Consider the following 16414-nt stretch of genomic DNA (forward strand, 5'->3'; position numbering starts at 1 on the left):
TCCGCGCACCCCTGGACCCGTTCGAAGGAGCATGGTCATCGAACCCCCAGCCGCCGCTTCCGCGGCTCCCCTCTGGCCGCAGTGTGAGCACATCCCCGACGGCGGCTGCCGCGGACGCAAGGTCGAGCCGTACCGCGCGTGCCTGGCGCACCTCAGCGGCACCGAGAGGGCCGCGCACCTGAGCGGCCTCGCACCAGGCGCCGACCTGGACCACCGCGGCACGCCCTTCACGCAGCGGCTCCTCGACGAACTGCTCGCCGCGGTCGCCGATCCGCTCACGGGCCTGCGCCGCCTCGGCCGGGTGGAGTTCGACGAGGCGGGTTTCACGGAGGACGTCGCCTTCGACCGCGTGGAGTTCACCGGTCCCGCGGGTTTCGGCGGGGCGGAGTTCACCGGTGAGGTGTGCTTCCACCGGTCGAGATTCGCCTCCGAGCTCCGCTTCGGGGAGGTGCGGGCCGCGGGGGACGTCCGGTTGGACGCCGTCGAGCCGACCGCCTCCGTCTGGTTCTCCCGCGCCGTGATCGGCGGCTCGCTCCGCCTCGATGTCGAGGAGATCGGCGGTGACGCGGTCTTCGAGGAGATCAGCGTCGCCGGAGACGTGGTGTGCGACGGCGTCGTCTTCGGCGGCATCACCCGGTTCTCGGCGGCGGACATCGGCGGCCAGGCATGGTTCGGCGGCGCCCGGTTCCGGCACGACGCCGGGTTCGACGGGGTGCGCTTCGCCCGGCCTGCCTGGTTCGACGGAACGGTCTTCGAACGGGACGCCCGGTTCGACGGTGCGGCGATGGAAGGCGCCGTCTCCTTCGATGAGGCGTCTTTCGAGCGCGGAGCGGGCTTCCGTGCGGCCTGCATCGGCGGCGACATCGGATTCGACGGCTCCGTCATCGGCGGCGACATGATCTTCCGCAAGGCTGTCTTCCAGCGCACGGCACGGCTGGGCCCGCTGGTGTTCGCGGGGGCGCTGGACCTGTCCGACGCCGTCTTCCAGGCCGCGGTGACGATCGAGGCCGAGGCGCGGTCGCTCGACTGCCTGCGGACGCGCTGGGCATCGGCCGCCGCGCTCCGGCTCCGCGGCGCCGAGGTCGATTTCAGCGACGCCGTGCTGGAGTTCCCGGTGACGATCGCGGGCCGCTCCCGGCCCTTCGCCGAAGAGCACCGGACCGCCGCCGAACGGGCGGGGTCCGGCGACGCGCCCGTCCGCGTCACGTCCCTGCGCGGTGTGGACGCCGCACACCTGGTCCTGGCGGACGTGGACCTGACCTCCTGCCTGTTCGCCGAGGCCGTGCATCTCGACCAGCTTCGGCTCGAAGGCCGGTGCGTCCTCCCGTCGTCACCGTCGGGGCTGCGCCGCAACGGCAGGCTGCCGACGCGCTGGACCCGCCGCCGGACCCTCGCCGAGGAGCACCGCTGGCGGGCGACCCGGCGCTCCGGAGACGGGTGGACCTCCGCGCCGGAGGGGGCCGACGTCCCGGACCCGGCGGTCCTGGCCCCGGTCTACCGGCGGCTGCGCAAGTCTCTGGAGGACGGGAAGAACGAGCCGGGGGCCGCCGACTTCTACTACGGCGAGATGGAGATGCGCAGGCACGACCGGGGCACGCCGGGCGGTGAGCGGACGCTCCTGACGCTGTACTGGGCGCTGTCCGGATACGGCCTGCGGGCCGCCCGCGCGCTCGGATGGCTGCTCCTCACCATGACGGCCACACTGCTGGCGATCATGGTCTGGGGCCTCCCCCAGGACGATCCGAAGCAGGTGAGCCACGGAACGATCGTCGGCGGCGTGATCACGATGACCACAGGCAAGCCGGATCCCGTCAACCCCCACGGCCCCTGGACGCGGCGTCTGACTTCGGAGCGCTTCGAGAAGTCGCTGCGGGTGATCGTCAACTCGGTGGTCTTCCGAGCGTCCGGGCAGGATCTGACGACCGCGGGGACCTACGTCGAGATGGGCTCCCGCCTCGTCGAGCCGGCCCTGCTCGCACTCGCCGTCCTCGCCGTCCGCGGCCGCCTGAAGCGATAGCGGCGCCCGGGGCTCAGGCGGGGACCTGCCAGGCTCTCGCCCAGTCGATGCGCATGGTGACGCGGGCGGGGGTGGTGCGGGAGCGGCATTGGACCTTGGAGTAGCAGATGACGTCGTTCTGGAGGGCCAGGTGCATGTCGGCCTTCTGGGGGATCAGGGGGCCGGTGTAGTTCCAGGCGCGGCGGCCGTCGATGGAGTAGGTGATGCGGGTGGGGAGCCATTCGAGGGTGAAGGTGTGCCATTCGGTGAAGTCGCGGTAGAGCCGGCGGCTCGCGACCTTCTCTGGGTTGCCCTTGTGGACGAAGAGGCCCGTGGACAGGCGGGTCGGGTCGGGCATCTCGGCGAAGTTGATCTCGGCCCATTCGGGGGCGCCCTGCTTCGTCGGCCACAGGAGCAGGACCGGGGAGAAGCCCGCGCCGGCCTCGGCGCGCATGCGGACCTCGAAGCGGCCGTAGGTGAAGGCCTTCTTGGAGGCGATGCCTCCGGACAGGATCTTGCCGTCGTACCTGCCGCCCGTCAGGCGGAGCTCGCCGCCCGAGACGCGGACGGCCTTACGGGTCCGCGGGTTCTCCCCCGTCGGCGAGTCGTAGACGGCCCACCGGCGCGGGTCGACGCGGCCGCCGGAGAAGGTCTCGGTGAAGGCCGGCCGGCCCCAGGCGCGCGGAACCGGGTAGGACTGGGCGAGCGGGGGCTCCTTGCGCTGGTGGGCGGCGCCGGCGCCCGGACGGCCGGCGGCCCGCCCGGGCTTCGTCTCGACGTTGGCCGCGTTCTCCATCACGGGCTTGCACCCGACGGCGGCGAGCAGCAGCGCGATACCGGCGATCGTTGCGAGCGGCTTCATGACTAGCCATGCAACCGACTCCCCGTCGCGCCGCAACGCGACCTACCGGGCAGAGCCCGATCCTTTACCCCTCGTGGGAGGCCTTTTCAGCCTCGGCGGCCTCCCATTCGGCCTGGGCGAGGTCCTCGGCGCGGGGAAGGTGGTCGATGTTGCGCATCCGGCGGTTCATGGAGCGGATGAGCAGCACGGTCACGAGGATCAGCACCGCGAACACGAGGCTGCCGACCAGACCCGGCGAGACCGACTCGTTGGTCAGCTCGAACGTCTCGGCCAAGATCATCACGTGCCCACTTTCTCCCGGATTCCGGCGAACAGGTCGTCCTCCGGCAGCTCGGTGTCCACCAAGGACCTGGCCAGATGGTAATCCTCGGTCGGCCATGCCTCGCGCTGGAGGTCGGGCGGGCAGGCGAACCAGAAGCCGTTCGGGTCGATCTGGGTGGCGTGGGCGATCAGGGCGGCGTCCCTGACCTCGAAGAAGTCGCCGCACGGGACGCGCGTCGTCACCGGCCAGCGGGGGCCTTCGCCGCTCGGGGAGCGCTCGGCCAGCCAGTCCATGTACGGGGACTCCTTGCCGTGCGCGAGCAGGACCTCGTGCATCGCGAGGAAGCGGTCGCGGTGGAACGTGACGAAGTAATACATCTTCAGCGGCTGCCAGGGATCGCCCGCTTCGGGGTATCTGTCTGGGTCACCCGCGGCGTCGAAGGCCTCGGCGGAGATCTCGTAGGTCTTGATGTGGTCCGGGTGCGGGTAGCCGCCGTTCTCGTCGTAGGTGAGGATCACGTGCGGCCGGAACGTGCGGATCTGCTCCACCAGCGGGGCCGTCGCCTGCTCCAGGGGCACGAGGGCGAAGCAGCCCTCGGGCAGCGGAGGCAGCGGGTCGCCTTCGGGCAGACCTGAGTCGACGAAACCCAGCCATTCCTGGCGAACGCCCAGGATCTCGCGGGCGGCCTCCATCTCGGCCTGCCGCACCGCGGGGAGGTTCGCGAGGACCTCGGGGCGATCCATCGCCGGGTTGAGGATGTCGCCGCGCTCGCCACCGGTACAGGTGACCACGAGCACCTCCACGCCGTCGGCCACGTAACGGGCCATCGTCGCGGCGCCCTTGCTCGACTCGTCGTCGGGGTGGGCGTGCACGGCCATGAGCCGCAAGGTCTCGGCCACTGAAGGCTCTCCCTATCCTTGGTGAGATGGTGGTACCGCCGGTCAGAGCCTCGCGGCTCCCACGGCACCGGCGCCAAGCGCGCTGTTAAAGATTGTTGCAAACAACGCAGACAGAACCGCGAGGATTCCCATGGCCGAACGCTCCGCCCGCACCATCGTCGGCTACGGCGTGATCGGCCTGGTCTGCGCCGCCTGCGCCGGCGGCTTCGGGATCATCATGATGAACGCGGGCGACGGCGCCGACGGCATCAGGGGCATCTCCGCCAAGACCATCTCCTACAGCGTCAAGGACGCCGGGTCCACGAGGCTGACCGTGCAGATCCTCAAGCCCGCCGACACGACCGTGACGTGCACAGCGCGCGCGCAGCGCGAGGACGGCCTGGTCGTCGGCTCCGAGCAGATCACCGCCGCCAAGGGCAAGACCTCCTCGACGCAGCTCATCGTGCTGAAGACGACGGACCTGGCCCACACCGCCAATGTCTTCGACTGCAACCCCTCCTGACCGTTGATTGGCAGGTTGCAGATCGCAACCGGTGGGAACCTTTACCCTCATCGACCGGATAGGCTTGAGGTTTCCGTACGGTTCCCGAACAGGGGTCCGAGACACCCCGGCCACATCGCGTGCAAGAGGAGTACCCGTGACCGAGACCCGTTCAGATAACGTCACCTGGCTCACCCAGGAGGCGTACGACCGCCTTAAGGGCGAGTTCGACTACCTCTCGGGTCCTGGCCGCAAGGAGATCGCCGCGAAGATCGAGGCCGCCCGTGAAGAGGGCGACCTCAAGGAGAACGGCGGGTACCACGCGGCCAAGGAGGAGCAGGGCAAGATGGAGGGCCGCATCCTCCAGCTCCGCCAGATCCTCGACAACGCCCGCGTGGGCGAGGCTCCGGTCAGCGCCGACGGCGAGGTCAGCCCGGGCATGACCGTGACCGTCCTGTTCGAGGGCGACGACGAGGAGGTCACCTTCCTGCTCGCCTCCCGCGAGGAGCAGGGCGCCCCGATAGACGTCTACTCCCCCAAGTCGCCGCTGGGCGCGGCGATCAACGGCAAGAAGGTCGGCCAGAAGGCGTCGTACACGATGCCCAACGGCCGCGCGATGACCGTCGAGATCATCGACGCCGTCCCCTACGCCGGGGTCTGATTCCGGAACGGTCCGCGCCGCCTCCCGGGCGGCGCCCCTCCCCCTTGTGACGCCCTTGGGATTGGTTCGTCCCGAACGGGGCGATGTTCCGCTGCATGGGGCTGCCTGCTTCACCGCGCGGGCCGGGTGAGCCGCCCGGTCCGCGTTCCGGGCCTTCTGCGGCCCGTCCCGACGCCGAGACCGTCCCGCTCGCGGTGGTCGCGCTGCTCAGCGCGCTGCTGTGCTGGCCGGTCGGCAGCGTGGCGGGGGTGCTGCTCGGCCATCTCGCGCTGCACCGCATCAGGCGGACGGGCGAGCCCGGCCGCCGCTTCGCCGTGTCCGGGCTCGTCCTCGGCTACGCGGGGCTGGTCTGCGCCGCGGTCGTGCTGGTGGTCGTCGTGGCGGGCCTGCGGCGCGGAACGGCCGGGTGACGGCGCGCGCACGGTGACCACGTGTCAAGCGACGCCCAAATGACGGCCAATCCCGACCGTCCGGCGGTTCACCGAGCGCCACTCAGGCGATCTTGCGGATATGACGCAACCGCCAGAGGAACCGCGAGAGGGCGCATCGGAGGGTCAGAGCGGCCCCGAGGGCGGCCCGTCGTTCGCCAAAGAGCAGCCTGACCCCTACCGGGGCGGTGGACCCTACGGCGCCTCGTCCGAAGGTTCGGCCGGCGCTCCGACGGACAAGCCGTTCGGACAGGACCCCGGCAACCAGTACGGCGCCTACGGCCAGCCGGGACAGCCCGGCCAGCCCGGCCAGTACGGGCAGCCGGGCCAGTACGGACAGGCCGCGCAGGACCCCGGCCAGTACGGGGGCTACGGCCAGCCGGGCCAACCCGGCCAGCCGGGTCAGTACGGCCAGCCGGGTCAGTACGGCCAGCCCGGGCAGGGCGACTACGGCCAGGGAGGCCAGTACGGCGGCTACGGCGGCGGACACGGGGGCCCTCCGGGCGGCTACGGCGGTGCTCCGATGATCGCGAGCAAGCTCAAGCGCCTCGCCGGCATCCTCATCGACTACGTGATCTTCTGGCTCGTCGGGTGCTGCCTCTCGCTGCCGTTCAGGGGCAACCAGAAGAGCGTCCACATGACGAACCCGGACGGCAGCCTCAACGTCGACGGCATCGAAGACGTCTACTCGCCGGGCCAACTCGTCTCCACCCTGCTCCTGGCCGTGCTGGCGTTCCTGTACTTCTGGCTGCTCACCACCAAGTGGCACGGCCAGACCCTCGGCAAGAAGGCCATGGGCACGCGGGTCGTCCGGGAGGACACCGGCGGCGCGATCGACTCCGGGCAGGGCGCGATCCGGTCGCTGGTCTTCGTGTTCCTCGCCTACGTCTGCTGCATCGGCGTGGTGGTCGACGCGATCTGGATCTTCACCAATCCGAAGAACCAGACCCTGCACGACAAGGCCGCCAAGACCGTCGTGGTCGACGCGACCGGGCCCGACCCGTACGAGACGGGCGCGCCCGCACGGCCTTACTGATCGTCGTCCGCGGCCCGACCGGTTGCCCAGCCCGCCCTTACCGGGCAGGCTGGGCACCGTGCACATCCCTCGCGCGTCGCGGCGTGCCGCAGCCCTCGCCACGCTGACCACAGTCCTCACCGCGGCGGCGGCCTGCCAGGTGCCGGGCCGCGATCCCGAACCCGCCCCCCCGACCGCCGCGACCACCTCCCCGGCGCCCGGCCCCATCGCGGGCAACGGCCCGGTCCTGGATCCGCTCCAGCCGACGCAGGCCGGCGCGGGCGACGCCTACGTCCCCACCGACGGCAACGGCGGCTACGACGTCCAGCACTACGCCCTCGACCTGACGGTCGATCCGGGCAAGCCGGCCAAGACCCTCGACGCGGTCGCGACCATCCGCGCCCGCGCGACCCAGGACATGATCCAGTTCAACCTCGACCTGACGGGCCTCGACGTGTCCTCGGTGAAGGTCGACGGCAAGGACTCGGAGTTCACGCGCGACGGAAGCGAGCTCACCGTGAGCCCGCGCGCCACGATCGCGGGAGGGCGCGACTTCACCGTCACGGTCGCCTATTCGGGCACCCCCCAGGCGGTGAACGACCCGATCCTCGGCCAGTACGGCTGGATCAAGACCCCGGACGGCGTGTCGGCGGCCTGCCAGCCGAGCGGCGCCCACACGTGGTTCCCCGGCAACGACCACCCGGGCGACAAGGCGACTTTCGCGATCACCCTGACGGTCCCGAAGAACCTGACCGCGATCTCCAACGGGGAGCGCGGCGAGGTCGTCACCGAGGGCGGCTTCTCCACGGTGACATGGAAGGCCGACCAGCCGATGGCCACCTACCTGGCGATGATCTCGGTCGGCAGGTTCAAGGTGAAGGAGGGCGTCACCAAGGGCGGCATCCCGATCCTCGTCGCCGTGGACGACACGGTGCGGTCGCCGTCGGTCGACGAGTTCTACCGGATGAAGGCCGACATCACCGATGCCTGGTCGGAGCTGTTCGGTCCGTACCCGTTCTCCTCGACGGGCGGCGTCATCGACAACGCCGCCGTCGGGTTCGCGCTGGAGACCCAGACCCGGTCGATCTACGGCGACTTCGCGCCCGGCGAGTCGATCATCGCGCACGAGTTGGCGCACCAGTGGTTCGGCGACAGCGTCGGCGTCACCCGATGGCAGGACATCTGGCTGAACGAGGGGTTCGCCAGCTACGCGGAGTGGATCTGGAGCGAGCAGCAGGGCTCGATGACGGCCGAGGAGTTCTTCCAGGCGCGCTACAACGAGCCGGGGAGCAGCGCGTCGTGGTCGGTCCCGACGGGTGATCCGGGCCGGGAGCGGATGTTCGACGGATTCGGCGTCTACGAGCGCGGCGCGATGACGCTGCACGCGCTGCGCAAGCGGATCGGCGACGAGAAGTTCTTCACGGTGCTGCGCACCTGGGCGACCGAGCACAAGTACGGCAACGCGACGACCGAGGAGTTCGTGGAGCTCGCCGAGCGCGTCTCGCAGACCGAACTGACCGAATTCTTCAAAGCCTGGCTGTACGGCACGACTCGTCCCGCGCTCTAGCGGAAGATGTCGGCCAACGCTCGGCAAAGACCGGGGCGGAACCGTACGGACGTGCCCGTGATCGCGCAGTGTGGTTTCCGTGCACGGCATGCGGACAGCCGGGATGGCTGCGGCGGCGTTGGCCGCGACGATGACGGTCGGGGCGTCGGCGGCGGCCGACGTGGCGGGTTCGTCCGGCGTGGGCGACCCGTACTTCCCCGCGAGCGGCAACGGCGGCTACAACGCGCTCCACTACGACGTCGTCCTGAGGTTCACGCCGAAGGGCCACCGGGTCGCCGCGGCCGTCACGATGACGGCGAAGGCGACCAAGGCGCTCAGCTCGTTCAATCTCGACTTCCGCGGCCCCCAGATCAGCTCGGTCACGGTCGACGGCAGGCGCGCGACGTTCAGGCGGGAGGGTGACGAGCTCGTCATCACCCCCGCGGCGCCGCTCACCGTGGGCTCCGAGTTCAAGGTGGCGGTCGCATACGCGGGCACGCCGGGCGCCCAGCAGAACGGCACGCTGGGCACCTACGGCTGGGTGAAGACGCGGGACGGGGCCGTCGTGCTGGCCGAGCCGGACGGCGCGGCGAACTGGATGCCCGTCAACGACCACCCGGTCGACAAGGCGGCCTACGACTTCACCATCACCGTCCCGAAGCGGCTGAAGGCGCTGGCCAACGGCGAGCCCTTGGCCCCCGTGACGAAGGGGAACCAGACGACGTACCGGTGGCACCAGTCCGAGCCGATGGCCTCGTACCTGGCTTCGGTGGCCATCGGGAAGTTCGAGATGGCCTACGGCAAGGTCGGCGGCATCGCGGTCATCACCGCGGTGGACCCGATGTTCAAGAAGGACCTGGCCAAGGTGCACCGCAGAACAGTCCGGGCGCTGCGCTGGGGCCGCAGGACGTTCGGGCCGTACCCGTTCAAGACGTCCGGCGGCATCGTGGACGACCCGCGCCTCGACTACGCGCTGGAGACCCAGGACCGCCCGGTCTACGGCGGTTTCGTGCCCAATGACGACTTCATCGTGCATGAGCTCGCGCACCAGTGGTTCGGCAACAGCGTGACGGTCCGGCGCTGGAAGGACATCTGGCTGAACGAGGGCTTCGCGACGTACGCCGAGTGGATGTGGCGCGAGCACAGGTCCAAGAGCGACGGCACGGCCAAGACGTTCCGCAGCTACTACCGGCAGCCGAAGACCTCGGCGATCTTCTCCTCCCCGCCCGGGGCGCCCGGCCGGGACCAGATGTTCGGGTTCCCCGTGTACGTGCGGGGCGCGATGACCCTGCACGTGCTGCGCAAGCGCGTCGGCGAGGAGAACTTCTCCCGCATCCTGAAGACGTGGACGTCCGAGCAGGCCCGCGGACACGGGACGACGGAGCAGTTCATCGACCTCGCCGAGCGCGTGTCGGGCAAGGACCTGGACAAGCTGTTCGACGTATGGCTCTATCGCAAGGGCAAGCCCAAGCGTGGTTCCTGGTGAACCCCGAGCGGTACGGTGTGATCTGATCGAGTCCCGTCTGAGGGACTCCGGTGACAGGAGATGCCGGATGGCCGCCCCCCGCCTCTTCGCAGCCGCGACCGTCGGCGCCGCGCTCGTCCTGGCCCCCGTGTCCGCGGGGGCCGCAGGGTTCACGCCCGGTGCGGCGGGCTCGGGAGAGAAGTACTTCCCCGGCATGGGCAACGGCGGCTACGACGTCGCCCACTACGGGATCAAGCTGGACTACGACCCGGCGTCGCTGGTGCTCACCGGGAAGGTGCGGATCACCGCGACGGCCAAGCAGGGCCTGTCCCGGTTCAACCTCGACCTGCGCGGGCTCAACGTCCGCACGGTGACGGTCGACGGCAAGTCCGCGAAGTTCCAGCGGACGGGCGCGCAGGAGCTCGTCATCACCCCGGCCAAGGGCATCGCGAACGGCAGGCGGTTCACCGTCGTCGTCGCCTATGACGGCAAGCCCGCGCAGATCAACGACGACCCGCTGGGCTCGTCCGGCTGGGTCGCCACGTCCGACGGGGCTGTGGCGCTGAACCAGCCGTTCGGCGCGGCCACGTGGTTCCCGGTGAACGACACGCCGAAGGACAAGGCGTCCTACGACTTCACCATCACCGTCCCGCAGGGCCTCACCGCGATCGCCAACGGCGAGCTCCTCGGCCGCAAGACCGCCAAGGGCGAGTCGGTCTACCGGTGGCGGATGAAGCAGCCGATGTCGAGCGAGCTGTCGATGGTCGCGATCGGCAGGTACAAGGTGCTGCGCACCAACACCGGCGGTCTGGCGAGCTACACCGCGATCGACTCCGCGCTCGCGGCGCCCGGACAGCTCAAGAAGTACGACAAGAAGACCCGGACCGTGGTGCGCTGGCTGTCGGGCAGGTTCGGGGCCTACCCGTTCGGCTCTACGGGCGGGATCGTCGACGAGGTCAACGTCGGGTACTCGCTGGAGACGCAGGGCCGCCCGGTGCACGACTGGAACACCAAGGGCAAGAACCCGCCCGACGATCTCATCGTGCACGAGCTCGCCCACCAGTGGTTCGGCGACAGCGTCACCCCGGCGAGGTGGAAGGACATCTGGCTCAACGAGGGCTTCGCCACCTACGCCGAGTGGCTGTGGAGCGAGAAGACCGGCGGCGACTCGGCGGCCGAGCTGTTCAAGCAGGCCTACTCGGCCGGCCCGAACGCCGACGTCTGGAAGGGCGTCCTGGCCGAGCCGGGCCGCGACCACATCTTCGACAACTTCATCTACCAGCGCGGCGCGATGACCGCGCACCGGCTGCGGGTCGCGCTCGGCGACAAGGTCTTCTTCGGCATGTTGAAGTCCTGGCTGAGCACCCATCGGGGCGGGACGGCCGGTACCAAGGAGTTCCAGGCGTTCGCCGAGAAGTACTCGGGCAAGCAGCTCGACTCGCTGTTCGCCAAGTGGGTCTACCAGGACGGCAAGCCCAAGCTCTGAGGCGTCAGCTGAACTTCACCGCGTAGGCCTGGCGGCGCAGGCGGGTCAGCACCTCCTGGGTGTGCTCGGGCCCGCGCGTCTCCAGGTGCAGCACCACCTCGGCGTCCTCCAGGTGGAGCCTGGCGGCGACGCGCTCGTGGGTGACGTCCAGGACGTTCACGCCGACCTCGGCGAGCTCCGACAGCAGCCTGACGAGCGCGCCGGGCCGGTCGGTGAGCCGGACCCGGACGACGAGGTAGCGCCCTGCCGTCACCAGCCCGTGCCGAACGACCTTGGCCAGCAGCACCGGGTCGATGTTGCCGCCGGAGAGCACCGCGACGACGGGCGGGCGCATCGCGTAGGTGTGCTCCAGGATCGCGGCGATGGAGGCGGCCCCGGCGGGCTCGACGACCTGCTTGGCCCGCTCCAGGCTGAGCAGCATCGCCCGCGACAGGGACTCCTCGGAGACGGTGACGACGGAGTCGACGTACCGGGAGACCAGGTCGTAGGTGAGGTCCCCGGGGCGTCCCACGGCGATGCCGTCGGCCATGGTCGGGCTGATCGCGACGGTGACGGGCCGGCCCGCGGCCAGGGAGGCGGGGAAGGCCGCCGCGCGCTTGGCCTGGACGCCCAGGAGGGTGCCGTCCCAGCCGGAGCCCTTGAGCGCGACGCCGAGCCCGGAGGCGAGCCCGCCGCCGCCGACGGCCGCGATGACCGTCCGGGCGTCGGGGCACTCCTCCAGCAGCTCCAGGCCGAGCGTGCCCTGCCCGGCGACGACGTCGGGGTGGTCGAACGGGTGGATGAAGACCGCGCCGCGCTCGTCTGCGTGGGCGCGGGCCGAGGTGAGGCACGCGTCGACGGTCTCGCCGCCGAAGACGATGTCGGCGCCGTAGGCCCGGGTCGCCTCGACCTTGGGCAGCGGGGCGCCCTGCGGCATGAAGATGGTGGCCTTGCAGCCGAGCAGTTTCGCCGCGAGCGCGACCCCCTGCGCGTGGTTGCCCGCGCTCGCCGCGACGACGCCGCGGGCCCGCTCATCCTCGGTGAGCCGGGAGATCCGGGTGAACGCGCCGCGGATCTTGTAGGAGCCGGTGCGCTGGACGTTCTCGCACTTGAGGTACACCGGTCCGCCGACCAGTTCCGACAGGTGGCGCGAGTGCAGCAGGGGGGTGCGGACGAGGACGGGGCGCAGGGCTTCGGCGGCCTTGGCGATGTCCTCGGCGGTGACGGGCTCGGTCATCACCCCATCCTCGCAGGTGGCCGGTGGCGCGCGGCGCTCACACCGTGATGCTCACTGCCAGACCATGAGGACCAGGATGACGATCCAGATCAGCGCGATGATCCCGGAGAGGGCGGCGATGCGGCCCTGCTCGGCCTTGGTGTCGACGATCCGGCCCGCGCTGCGCTCGGCGGAGGCCGCCTTCTCGGCGCCCGGCGCGGTGACCCCGGCGCCCGCGCCCGTCAGCACCGACAGCGACTTGCGCTGGTCGCGCTCGACGACCAGCAGGAGCAGCCAGCCCACGATGAAGAGGGTCATCGAGACCGAGATCCACATCTCGGCGAACCTGCCGCGGGCGAGGATCATGCCGATCACGAAGATGCCGAGCGCGGCGATCCCGTAGACGCGCGTCGTGCGGTTCAGAAAGCGCAGCACCGTGGTGTTGCCCGCGCGGATGTAGCGCGGAGTGGACATGATCGCCGCCGTCAGCGGGCCCAGCGTGAAGATCGCGAACCCGATGTGCAGGATCAGCAGCAGCCGGTCACCAGTGGACATGGTCCGACCATAACGCCTGGTCAGGCGCCTGCGGGTCTGGCGCGCCCCCGGAACACGCCAAAGCGCCGCCGTCCCCGACGGCGGGCGCTCGGGCGCGGCTCACTGGAGGCGGAAGTGCTCCGGCGACTCGATGAGCGGCGTGTCGACCAGGTGCTCGATGAGGAACCAGCTCTGGAGTTCGCCGGTGCGGATGACGTCGGAGACCAGGATGTCGTTGGTCCCGTCGTCGCCCATCTCCTGGCAGCGTTCGGCGGCGTCGTGCGCGGCGACGAGGATGGTCTCGTGCGCCTCGATGAGGCGGGTGATCATCGCGGGGACCTCTTCGGCGCCGTCCGGCGGCCGCGGGATGACGGTGATCTCCGCGACGTGCCTCGGGTCGCCGACGGCCACGCCGCCGAGGGTCTGGACCCGCTCGGCGACGGTGTCGACGAGCTTGAGCTGCTCCTCGGCGTGCTTGTCGAGCAGCAGGTGGAGCTGGTAGAACGTCGGCCCGCGCATGAGCCAGTGGTGCTTCTTGTAGAGGTTGTAGAGGATCTGGGTGTCGGCGAGGATCTGGTTGAGGCGCTGGCACGAGTACATCCGCGCGTCGGCGGACAGGCCGAGCGGGAACATCCGGATCGTGCCGAACTCCTGGATCTCCTGGCCGTGGAAGTCCGGGAAGGGCTGGCTCTCGCCCTTGCCCTTGCGGCCGGTGGAGGAGCTGCTGCTGGTTCGCTTGGTGGCCAAGGTGTCGGCTCCTGATCGTCGCTGAGGGGTCCCGGGCTGGACCCGTTAATGCGGTACCCGGACACACCACCCCAAGCCCTCCCCAGACCCCCAACTCCATCCCTCATTCGCTTTACCTTTGGGCTCGTTTATCGCTTTTGAAGGTTATTGCTGCTTTGTCCGGGCAACGGAAGCTGTGGGGACTGCGTACGCGACGTACGAGACGCCCCGGTGTCCGAGCGAAGAGGGAGGCAGCAGATGACGACGGGCGGCCCACCCGAACCCGACGACGACCTCGACTTCGACGAGCCGTTGCCCGACAAGTCCGAGCAGCTCGACGTCGAGGACCCGGCGTACTCCCTCATGGACGACGACGCCTCCGCCGACCCGCTCGACGAGGGCATCGACGCGCCCGAGCACTGGTCGTCGGCCGAGAGCTACGGCACCACCGAGGACGAGCAGCGCGAAGGCGAATCCCTCGACCGCCAGCTCTCCGCGGAGGTCCCCGACCCCGTCCTGGAGGAGATCAACGGCGACGCTCCCCAGCGGCAGCGCGCCAAGGAGACCGACCGGCCCGCCGAACGGGCCGCCGTCAGCGTCGTCGACGAGGACACCGACCGGGACGCCGTCATGCACGACGGAGGCCCGGAGGAGACGCTCCAGGAAGCCGAGCAGGCGGTCGAGGAGGACATGGCGGCGGACGCCGGAGCCGCTCGGGACGACGAACGGTAAGACGACGAACGACCACCATCGGGGAGAGAGATCCATGACCAACCCGGTCAGCAGCACCACCACCAACAGCGGCATCCCGGTCGGCAGCGATGAGAACTCGCTCAGCGTCGGCCGCGACGGACCCCTGGTCCTGCACGACTTCTACCTCATCGAGAAGATGGCCCAGTTCAACCGCGAACGGGTGCCGGAACGCGTCGTCCACGCCAAGGGCGGCGGCGCGTACGGCGTGTTCGAGGTGACGCAGGACGTCAGCCACTACACCAGCGCCGACCTGTTCCAGCCGGGCCGCAGGACGCCGATGCTCGCGCGCTTCTCGACCGTCGCCGGCGACCTGGGCACGCCCGACTCGTGGCGCGACCCGCGCGGCTTCGCCCTGAAGTTCTACACGCAGCAGGGCAACTACGACATGGTCGGCAACAACACGCCGGTCTTCTTCATGCGCGACCCGATGAAGTTCCAGGACTTCATCCGCTCGCAGAAGCGCCACCCCGTCACCCACCTGCGCGACAACGACATGCAGTGGGACTACTGGTCGCTGTCGCCCGAGTCGTCCCACCAGGTGACGTGGCTGATGGGCGACCGCGGCATCCCGCGCGACTGGCGCCACATGGACGGTTTCAGCTCGCACACCTACATGTGGGTCAACTCCGCGGGCAAGCGCTTCTGGGTGAAGTACCACTTCCTCACCGACCAGGGCAACGAGTTCTACACCCAGGCCGAGGGCGACGCGATGGCGGGCGAGGACCCCGACCACAACATCCGCGACCTGTACGAGGCGATCAAGCGCCGCGACTTCCCTTCGTGGACGCTGAAGATGCAGATCATGGAGTACGAGGACGCCGCGTCGTACCGGTTCAACCCGTTCGACCTCACCAAGGTCTGGCCGCACGGCGACTACCCGCTGATCGAGGTCGGCCGGTTCACGCTGAACGAGAACCCGGAGAACTACCACATCCACATCGAGCAGGCCGCGTTCGAGCCGTCCAACCTGGTGCCGGGCATCGGGCCGTCGCCGGACAAGATGCTGCTCGGCCGGCTGTTCTCCTACCCCGACACGCACCGGTACCGGATCGGGGTGAACTACAACGAGCTGCCGCCCAACCGGCCGCGCGGCACCGAAGTCGCGTCCTACGCGAAGGACGGGCCGATGCGGCAGTTCCCCGCGAACGTCGCCGCGCCCTACCACCCGAACTCCTACGGCGGCCCGGACGCGGCCGTCCAGGCGGGGCAGGACATGGCGAGCTGGCTCGTGGAGAACGCCGAACTCGTCCGCGAGGCGGCGACCCTGCACAAGGACGACGACGACTTCGTCCAGCCGAAGGCGCTCATCAACGACGTCATGGACGACGCGGCGAGGGAACGGCTCGTCTCGAACGTCGTGGGCCACCTCAAGAACGGCGTCTCCGACCCGGTGCTGGAGCGGGCCGTCCAATACTGGCGCAACATCGACAAGCCCGTAGGCGACCGGATCGCTTCGGGTGTGGGAAAGGGCTGATCCCTTGAGCGAACTGTCTCCCGGCTTCCGCCGGCGTGCGTCATCAGACGGCGGAAGCCGGGCCGACAGGCTGCCGCCCGGGCAGTACCTCACCGAGGACTTCCCGGTGCTGTCGGCCGGTCCGACCCCGCGCGTGGACACCGACTTCTGGCGGTTCACCGTGCGGACCGAGACCGGCGAGGAGCGGGTCTGGACCTGGCAGGAGTTCCTCGACCTCCCGCAGGAGGAGCCGACGTTCGACATCCACTGCGTCACCCGGTGGTCGAAGTTCGACACCCGCTGGCGGGGCGTCTCCCTTGACGTCCTGCTGAGCGGGCTGGAGACGTCCGCGACGCACGCCGTGGCCGACTGCTACGGCGGCTACACCACCAACGTGCCCCTGCCCGAGCTGACCGGCGGCAAGGCGTGGGTCATGCACGGCTACAACGGGCTGCCGCTGCAGTCCGCGCACGGCGGTCCCGCGCGGCTTGTCGTGCCGCACCTGTACTTCTGGAAGTCGGCCAAGTGGATCCGCGGCCTGCGCCTGCTCACCCACGACGAGCCGGGCTTCTGGGAGCGCGCCGGATACCACAACCACGGCGACCCGTGGCGCGAGCAGCGGTACGGGGCCTTCTGATGACCGAGGGGGCCT

17 protein-coding genes are annotated in these 16414 nt (G+C 70.0%); 11 read left to right on the forward strand and 6 right to left on the reverse strand.

Annotation, left to right across the window (positions count from 1 at the left end):
• The first annotated feature begins 31 nt into the window (after window positions 1–31).
• Entirely contained in the window at window positions 32–2017 is a 1986-nt protein-coding gene (locus ACYVOM_RS04260) for a pentapeptide repeat-containing protein (protein WP_460301875.1), read from the forward strand.
• 13 nt (window positions 2018–2030) lie between these two features.
• Here ACYVOM_RS04260 and ACYVOM_RS04265 read toward each other — a convergent pair whose 3' ends face one another.
• The 3 genes from ACYVOM_RS04265 to mca all read right to left on the reverse strand — a co-directional run bounded on the left by ACYVOM_RS04265 (window position 2031) and on the right by mca (window position 4019).
• A complete protein-coding gene (locus tag ACYVOM_RS04265; protein ID WP_460301876.1) occupies window positions 2031–2858 on the reverse strand; it encodes a glycoside hydrolase family 16 protein in 828 nt (275 codons plus the stop codon).
• A 64-nt stretch (window positions 2859–2922) separates the two neighbouring features.
• Window positions 2923–3138: a hypothetical protein gene (locus ACYVOM_RS04270; protein ID WP_460301877.1), complete on the reverse strand. Its 216-nt coding sequence runs from the start codon at window positions 3136–3138 to the stop codon at window positions 2923–2925.
• Window positions 3138–4019: a mycothiol conjugate amidase Mca gene (mca, locus tag ACYVOM_RS04275; RefSeq protein ID WP_460301878.1), complete on the reverse strand. Its 882-nt coding sequence runs from the start codon at window positions 4017–4019 to the stop codon at window positions 3138–3140. The genes ACYVOM_RS04270 and mca overlap by 1 nt, the downstream gene beginning before the upstream one ends.
• Before the next feature lie 130 nt (window positions 4020–4149).
• Here mca and ACYVOM_RS04280 point away from each other — a divergent pair, with 130 nt between their 5' ends.
• From ACYVOM_RS04280 to ACYVOM_RS04310, 7 genes are all read left to right on the forward strand, one after another.
• Window positions 4150–4521 (forward strand): DUF4307 domain-containing protein, encoded by a 372-nt coding sequence (locus ACYVOM_RS04280; protein ID WP_460301879.1) that lies wholly within the window; start codon window positions 4150–4152, stop codon window positions 4519–4521.
• Between the two features lie 136 nt (window positions 4522–4657).
• Window positions 4658–5161: a transcription elongation factor GreA gene (gene greA, locus ACYVOM_RS04285; protein WP_460301880.1), complete on the forward strand. Its 504-nt coding sequence runs from the start codon at window positions 4658–4660 to the stop codon at window positions 5159–5161.
• A gap of 95 nt (window positions 5162–5256) precedes the next feature.
• Complete coding sequence (locus tag ACYVOM_RS04290; protein WP_460301881.1) at window positions 5257–5571, forward strand: DUF4190 domain-containing protein; 315 nt, start codon at window positions 5257–5259, stop codon at window positions 5569–5571.
• 100 nt (window positions 5572–5671) lie between these two features.
• On the forward strand, window positions 5672–6625 hold the full coding sequence (locus tag ACYVOM_RS04295) for an RDD family protein (protein ID WP_460301882.1): 954 nt from the start codon (window positions 5672–5674) through the stop codon (window positions 6623–6625).
• Window positions 6626–6683: 58 nt separating this feature from the next.
• Complete coding sequence (locus ACYVOM_RS04300; protein WP_460301883.1) at window positions 6684–8171, forward strand: M1 family metallopeptidase; 1488 nt, start codon at window positions 6684–6686, stop codon at window positions 8169–8171.
• Window positions 8172–8259: 88 nt separating this feature from the next.
• On the forward strand, window positions 8260–9636 hold the full coding sequence (locus ACYVOM_RS04305; RefSeq protein ID WP_460301884.1) for a M1 family metallopeptidase: 1377 nt from the start codon (window positions 8260–8262) through the stop codon (window positions 9634–9636).
• Window positions 9637–9703: 67 nt separating this feature from the next.
• Complete coding sequence (locus ACYVOM_RS04310) at window positions 9704–11101, forward strand: M1 family metallopeptidase (RefSeq protein WP_460301885.1); 1398 nt, start codon at window positions 9704–9706, stop codon at window positions 11099–11101.
• A gap of 4 nt (window positions 11102–11105) precedes the next feature.
• Here ACYVOM_RS04310 and ilvA read toward each other — a convergent pair whose 3' ends face one another.
• The 3 genes from ilvA to ACYVOM_RS04325 all read right to left on the reverse strand — a co-directional run bounded on the left by ilvA (window position 11106) and on the right by ACYVOM_RS04325 (window position 13487).
• Entirely contained in the window at window positions 11106–12317 is a 1212-nt protein-coding gene (ilvA, locus tag ACYVOM_RS04315) for a threonine ammonia-lyase (RefSeq protein ID WP_460301886.1), read from the reverse strand.
• A 51-nt stretch (window positions 12318–12368) separates the two neighbouring features.
• Window positions 12369–12851, reverse strand: a complete 483-nt coding sequence (locus ACYVOM_RS04320) for a hypothetical protein (RefSeq protein ID WP_460301887.1) — start codon at window positions 12849–12851, stop codon at window positions 12369–12371.
• Between the two features lie 99 nt (window positions 12852–12950).
• On the reverse strand, window positions 12951–13487 hold the full coding sequence (locus ACYVOM_RS04325) for a Dps family protein (protein ID WP_460302344.1): 537 nt from the start codon (window positions 13485–13487) through the stop codon (window positions 12951–12953).
• Window positions 13488–13814: 327 nt separating this feature from the next.
• Between ACYVOM_RS04325 and ACYVOM_RS04330 the strand changes: the two genes are divergently transcribed.
• Genes ACYVOM_RS04330 through ACYVOM_RS04340 form a run of 3 tightly spaced genes read left to right on the forward strand, consistent with a single transcriptional unit; the run spans window position 13815 to window position 16399 of the window.
• Window positions 13815–14288 (forward strand): hypothetical protein, encoded by a 474-nt coding sequence (locus ACYVOM_RS04330; protein WP_460301888.1) that lies wholly within the window; start codon window positions 13815–13817, stop codon window positions 14286–14288.
• 34 nt (window positions 14289–14322) lie between these two features.
• Window positions 14323–15783 (forward strand): catalase, encoded by a 1461-nt coding sequence (locus ACYVOM_RS04335; RefSeq protein ID WP_460301889.1) that lies wholly within the window; start codon window positions 14323–14325, stop codon window positions 15781–15783.
• 4 nt (window positions 15784–15787) lie between these two features.
• Window positions 15788–16399 (forward strand): sulfite oxidase-like oxidoreductase, encoded by a 612-nt coding sequence (locus tag ACYVOM_RS04340; RefSeq protein ID WP_460301890.1) that lies wholly within the window; start codon window positions 15788–15790, stop codon window positions 16397–16399.
• Window positions 16400–16414 lie beyond the last annotated feature (15 nt).

This window comes from Actinocorallia aurea (assembly GCF_054783995.1).

Coding starts and splice junctions, on each gene's coding strand:
- ACYVOM_RS04260 (WP_460301875.1), top strand. CDS start 32: ATGGTCATCGAACCCCCAGCCGCCGCTTCCGCGGCTCCCCTCTGGCCG.
- ACYVOM_RS04265 (WP_460301876.1), bottom strand. CDS start 2,858: ATGAAGCCGCTCGCAACGATCGCCGGTATCGCGCTGCTGCTCGCCGCC.
- ACYVOM_RS04270 (WP_460301877.1), bottom strand. CDS start 3,138: ATGATCTTGGCCGAGACGTTCGAGCTGACCAACGAGTCGGTCTCGCCG.
- ACYVOM_RS04280 (WP_460301879.1), top strand. CDS start 4,150: ATGGCCGAACGCTCCGCCCGCACCATCGTCGGCTACGGCGTGATCGGC.
- ACYVOM_RS04290 (WP_460301881.1), top strand. CDS start 5,257: ATGGGGCTGCCTGCTTCACCGCGCGGGCCGGGTGAGCCGCCCGGTCCG.
- ACYVOM_RS04295 (WP_460301882.1), top strand. CDS start 5,672: ATGACGCAACCGCCAGAGGAACCGCGAGAGGGCGCATCGGAGGGTCAG.
- ACYVOM_RS04305 (WP_460301884.1), top strand. CDS start 8,260: ATGCGGACAGCCGGGATGGCTGCGGCGGCGTTGGCCGCGACGATGACG.
- ACYVOM_RS04310 (WP_460301885.1), top strand. CDS start 9,704: ATGGCCGCCCCCCGCCTCTTCGCAGCCGCGACCGTCGGCGCCGCGCTC.
- ilvA (WP_460301886.1), bottom strand. CDS start 12,317: ATGACCGAGCCCGTCACCGCCGAGGACATCGCCAAGGCCGCCGAAGCC.
- ACYVOM_RS04320 (WP_460301887.1), bottom strand. CDS start 12,851: ATGTCCACTGGTGACCGGCTGCTGCTGATCCTGCACATCGGGTTCGCG.
- ACYVOM_RS04330 (WP_460301888.1), top strand. CDS start 13,815: ATGACGACGGGCGGCCCACCCGAACCCGACGACGACCTCGACTTCGAC.
- ACYVOM_RS04335 (WP_460301889.1), top strand. CDS start 14,323: ATGACCAACCCGGTCAGCAGCACCACCACCAACAGCGGCATCCCGGTC.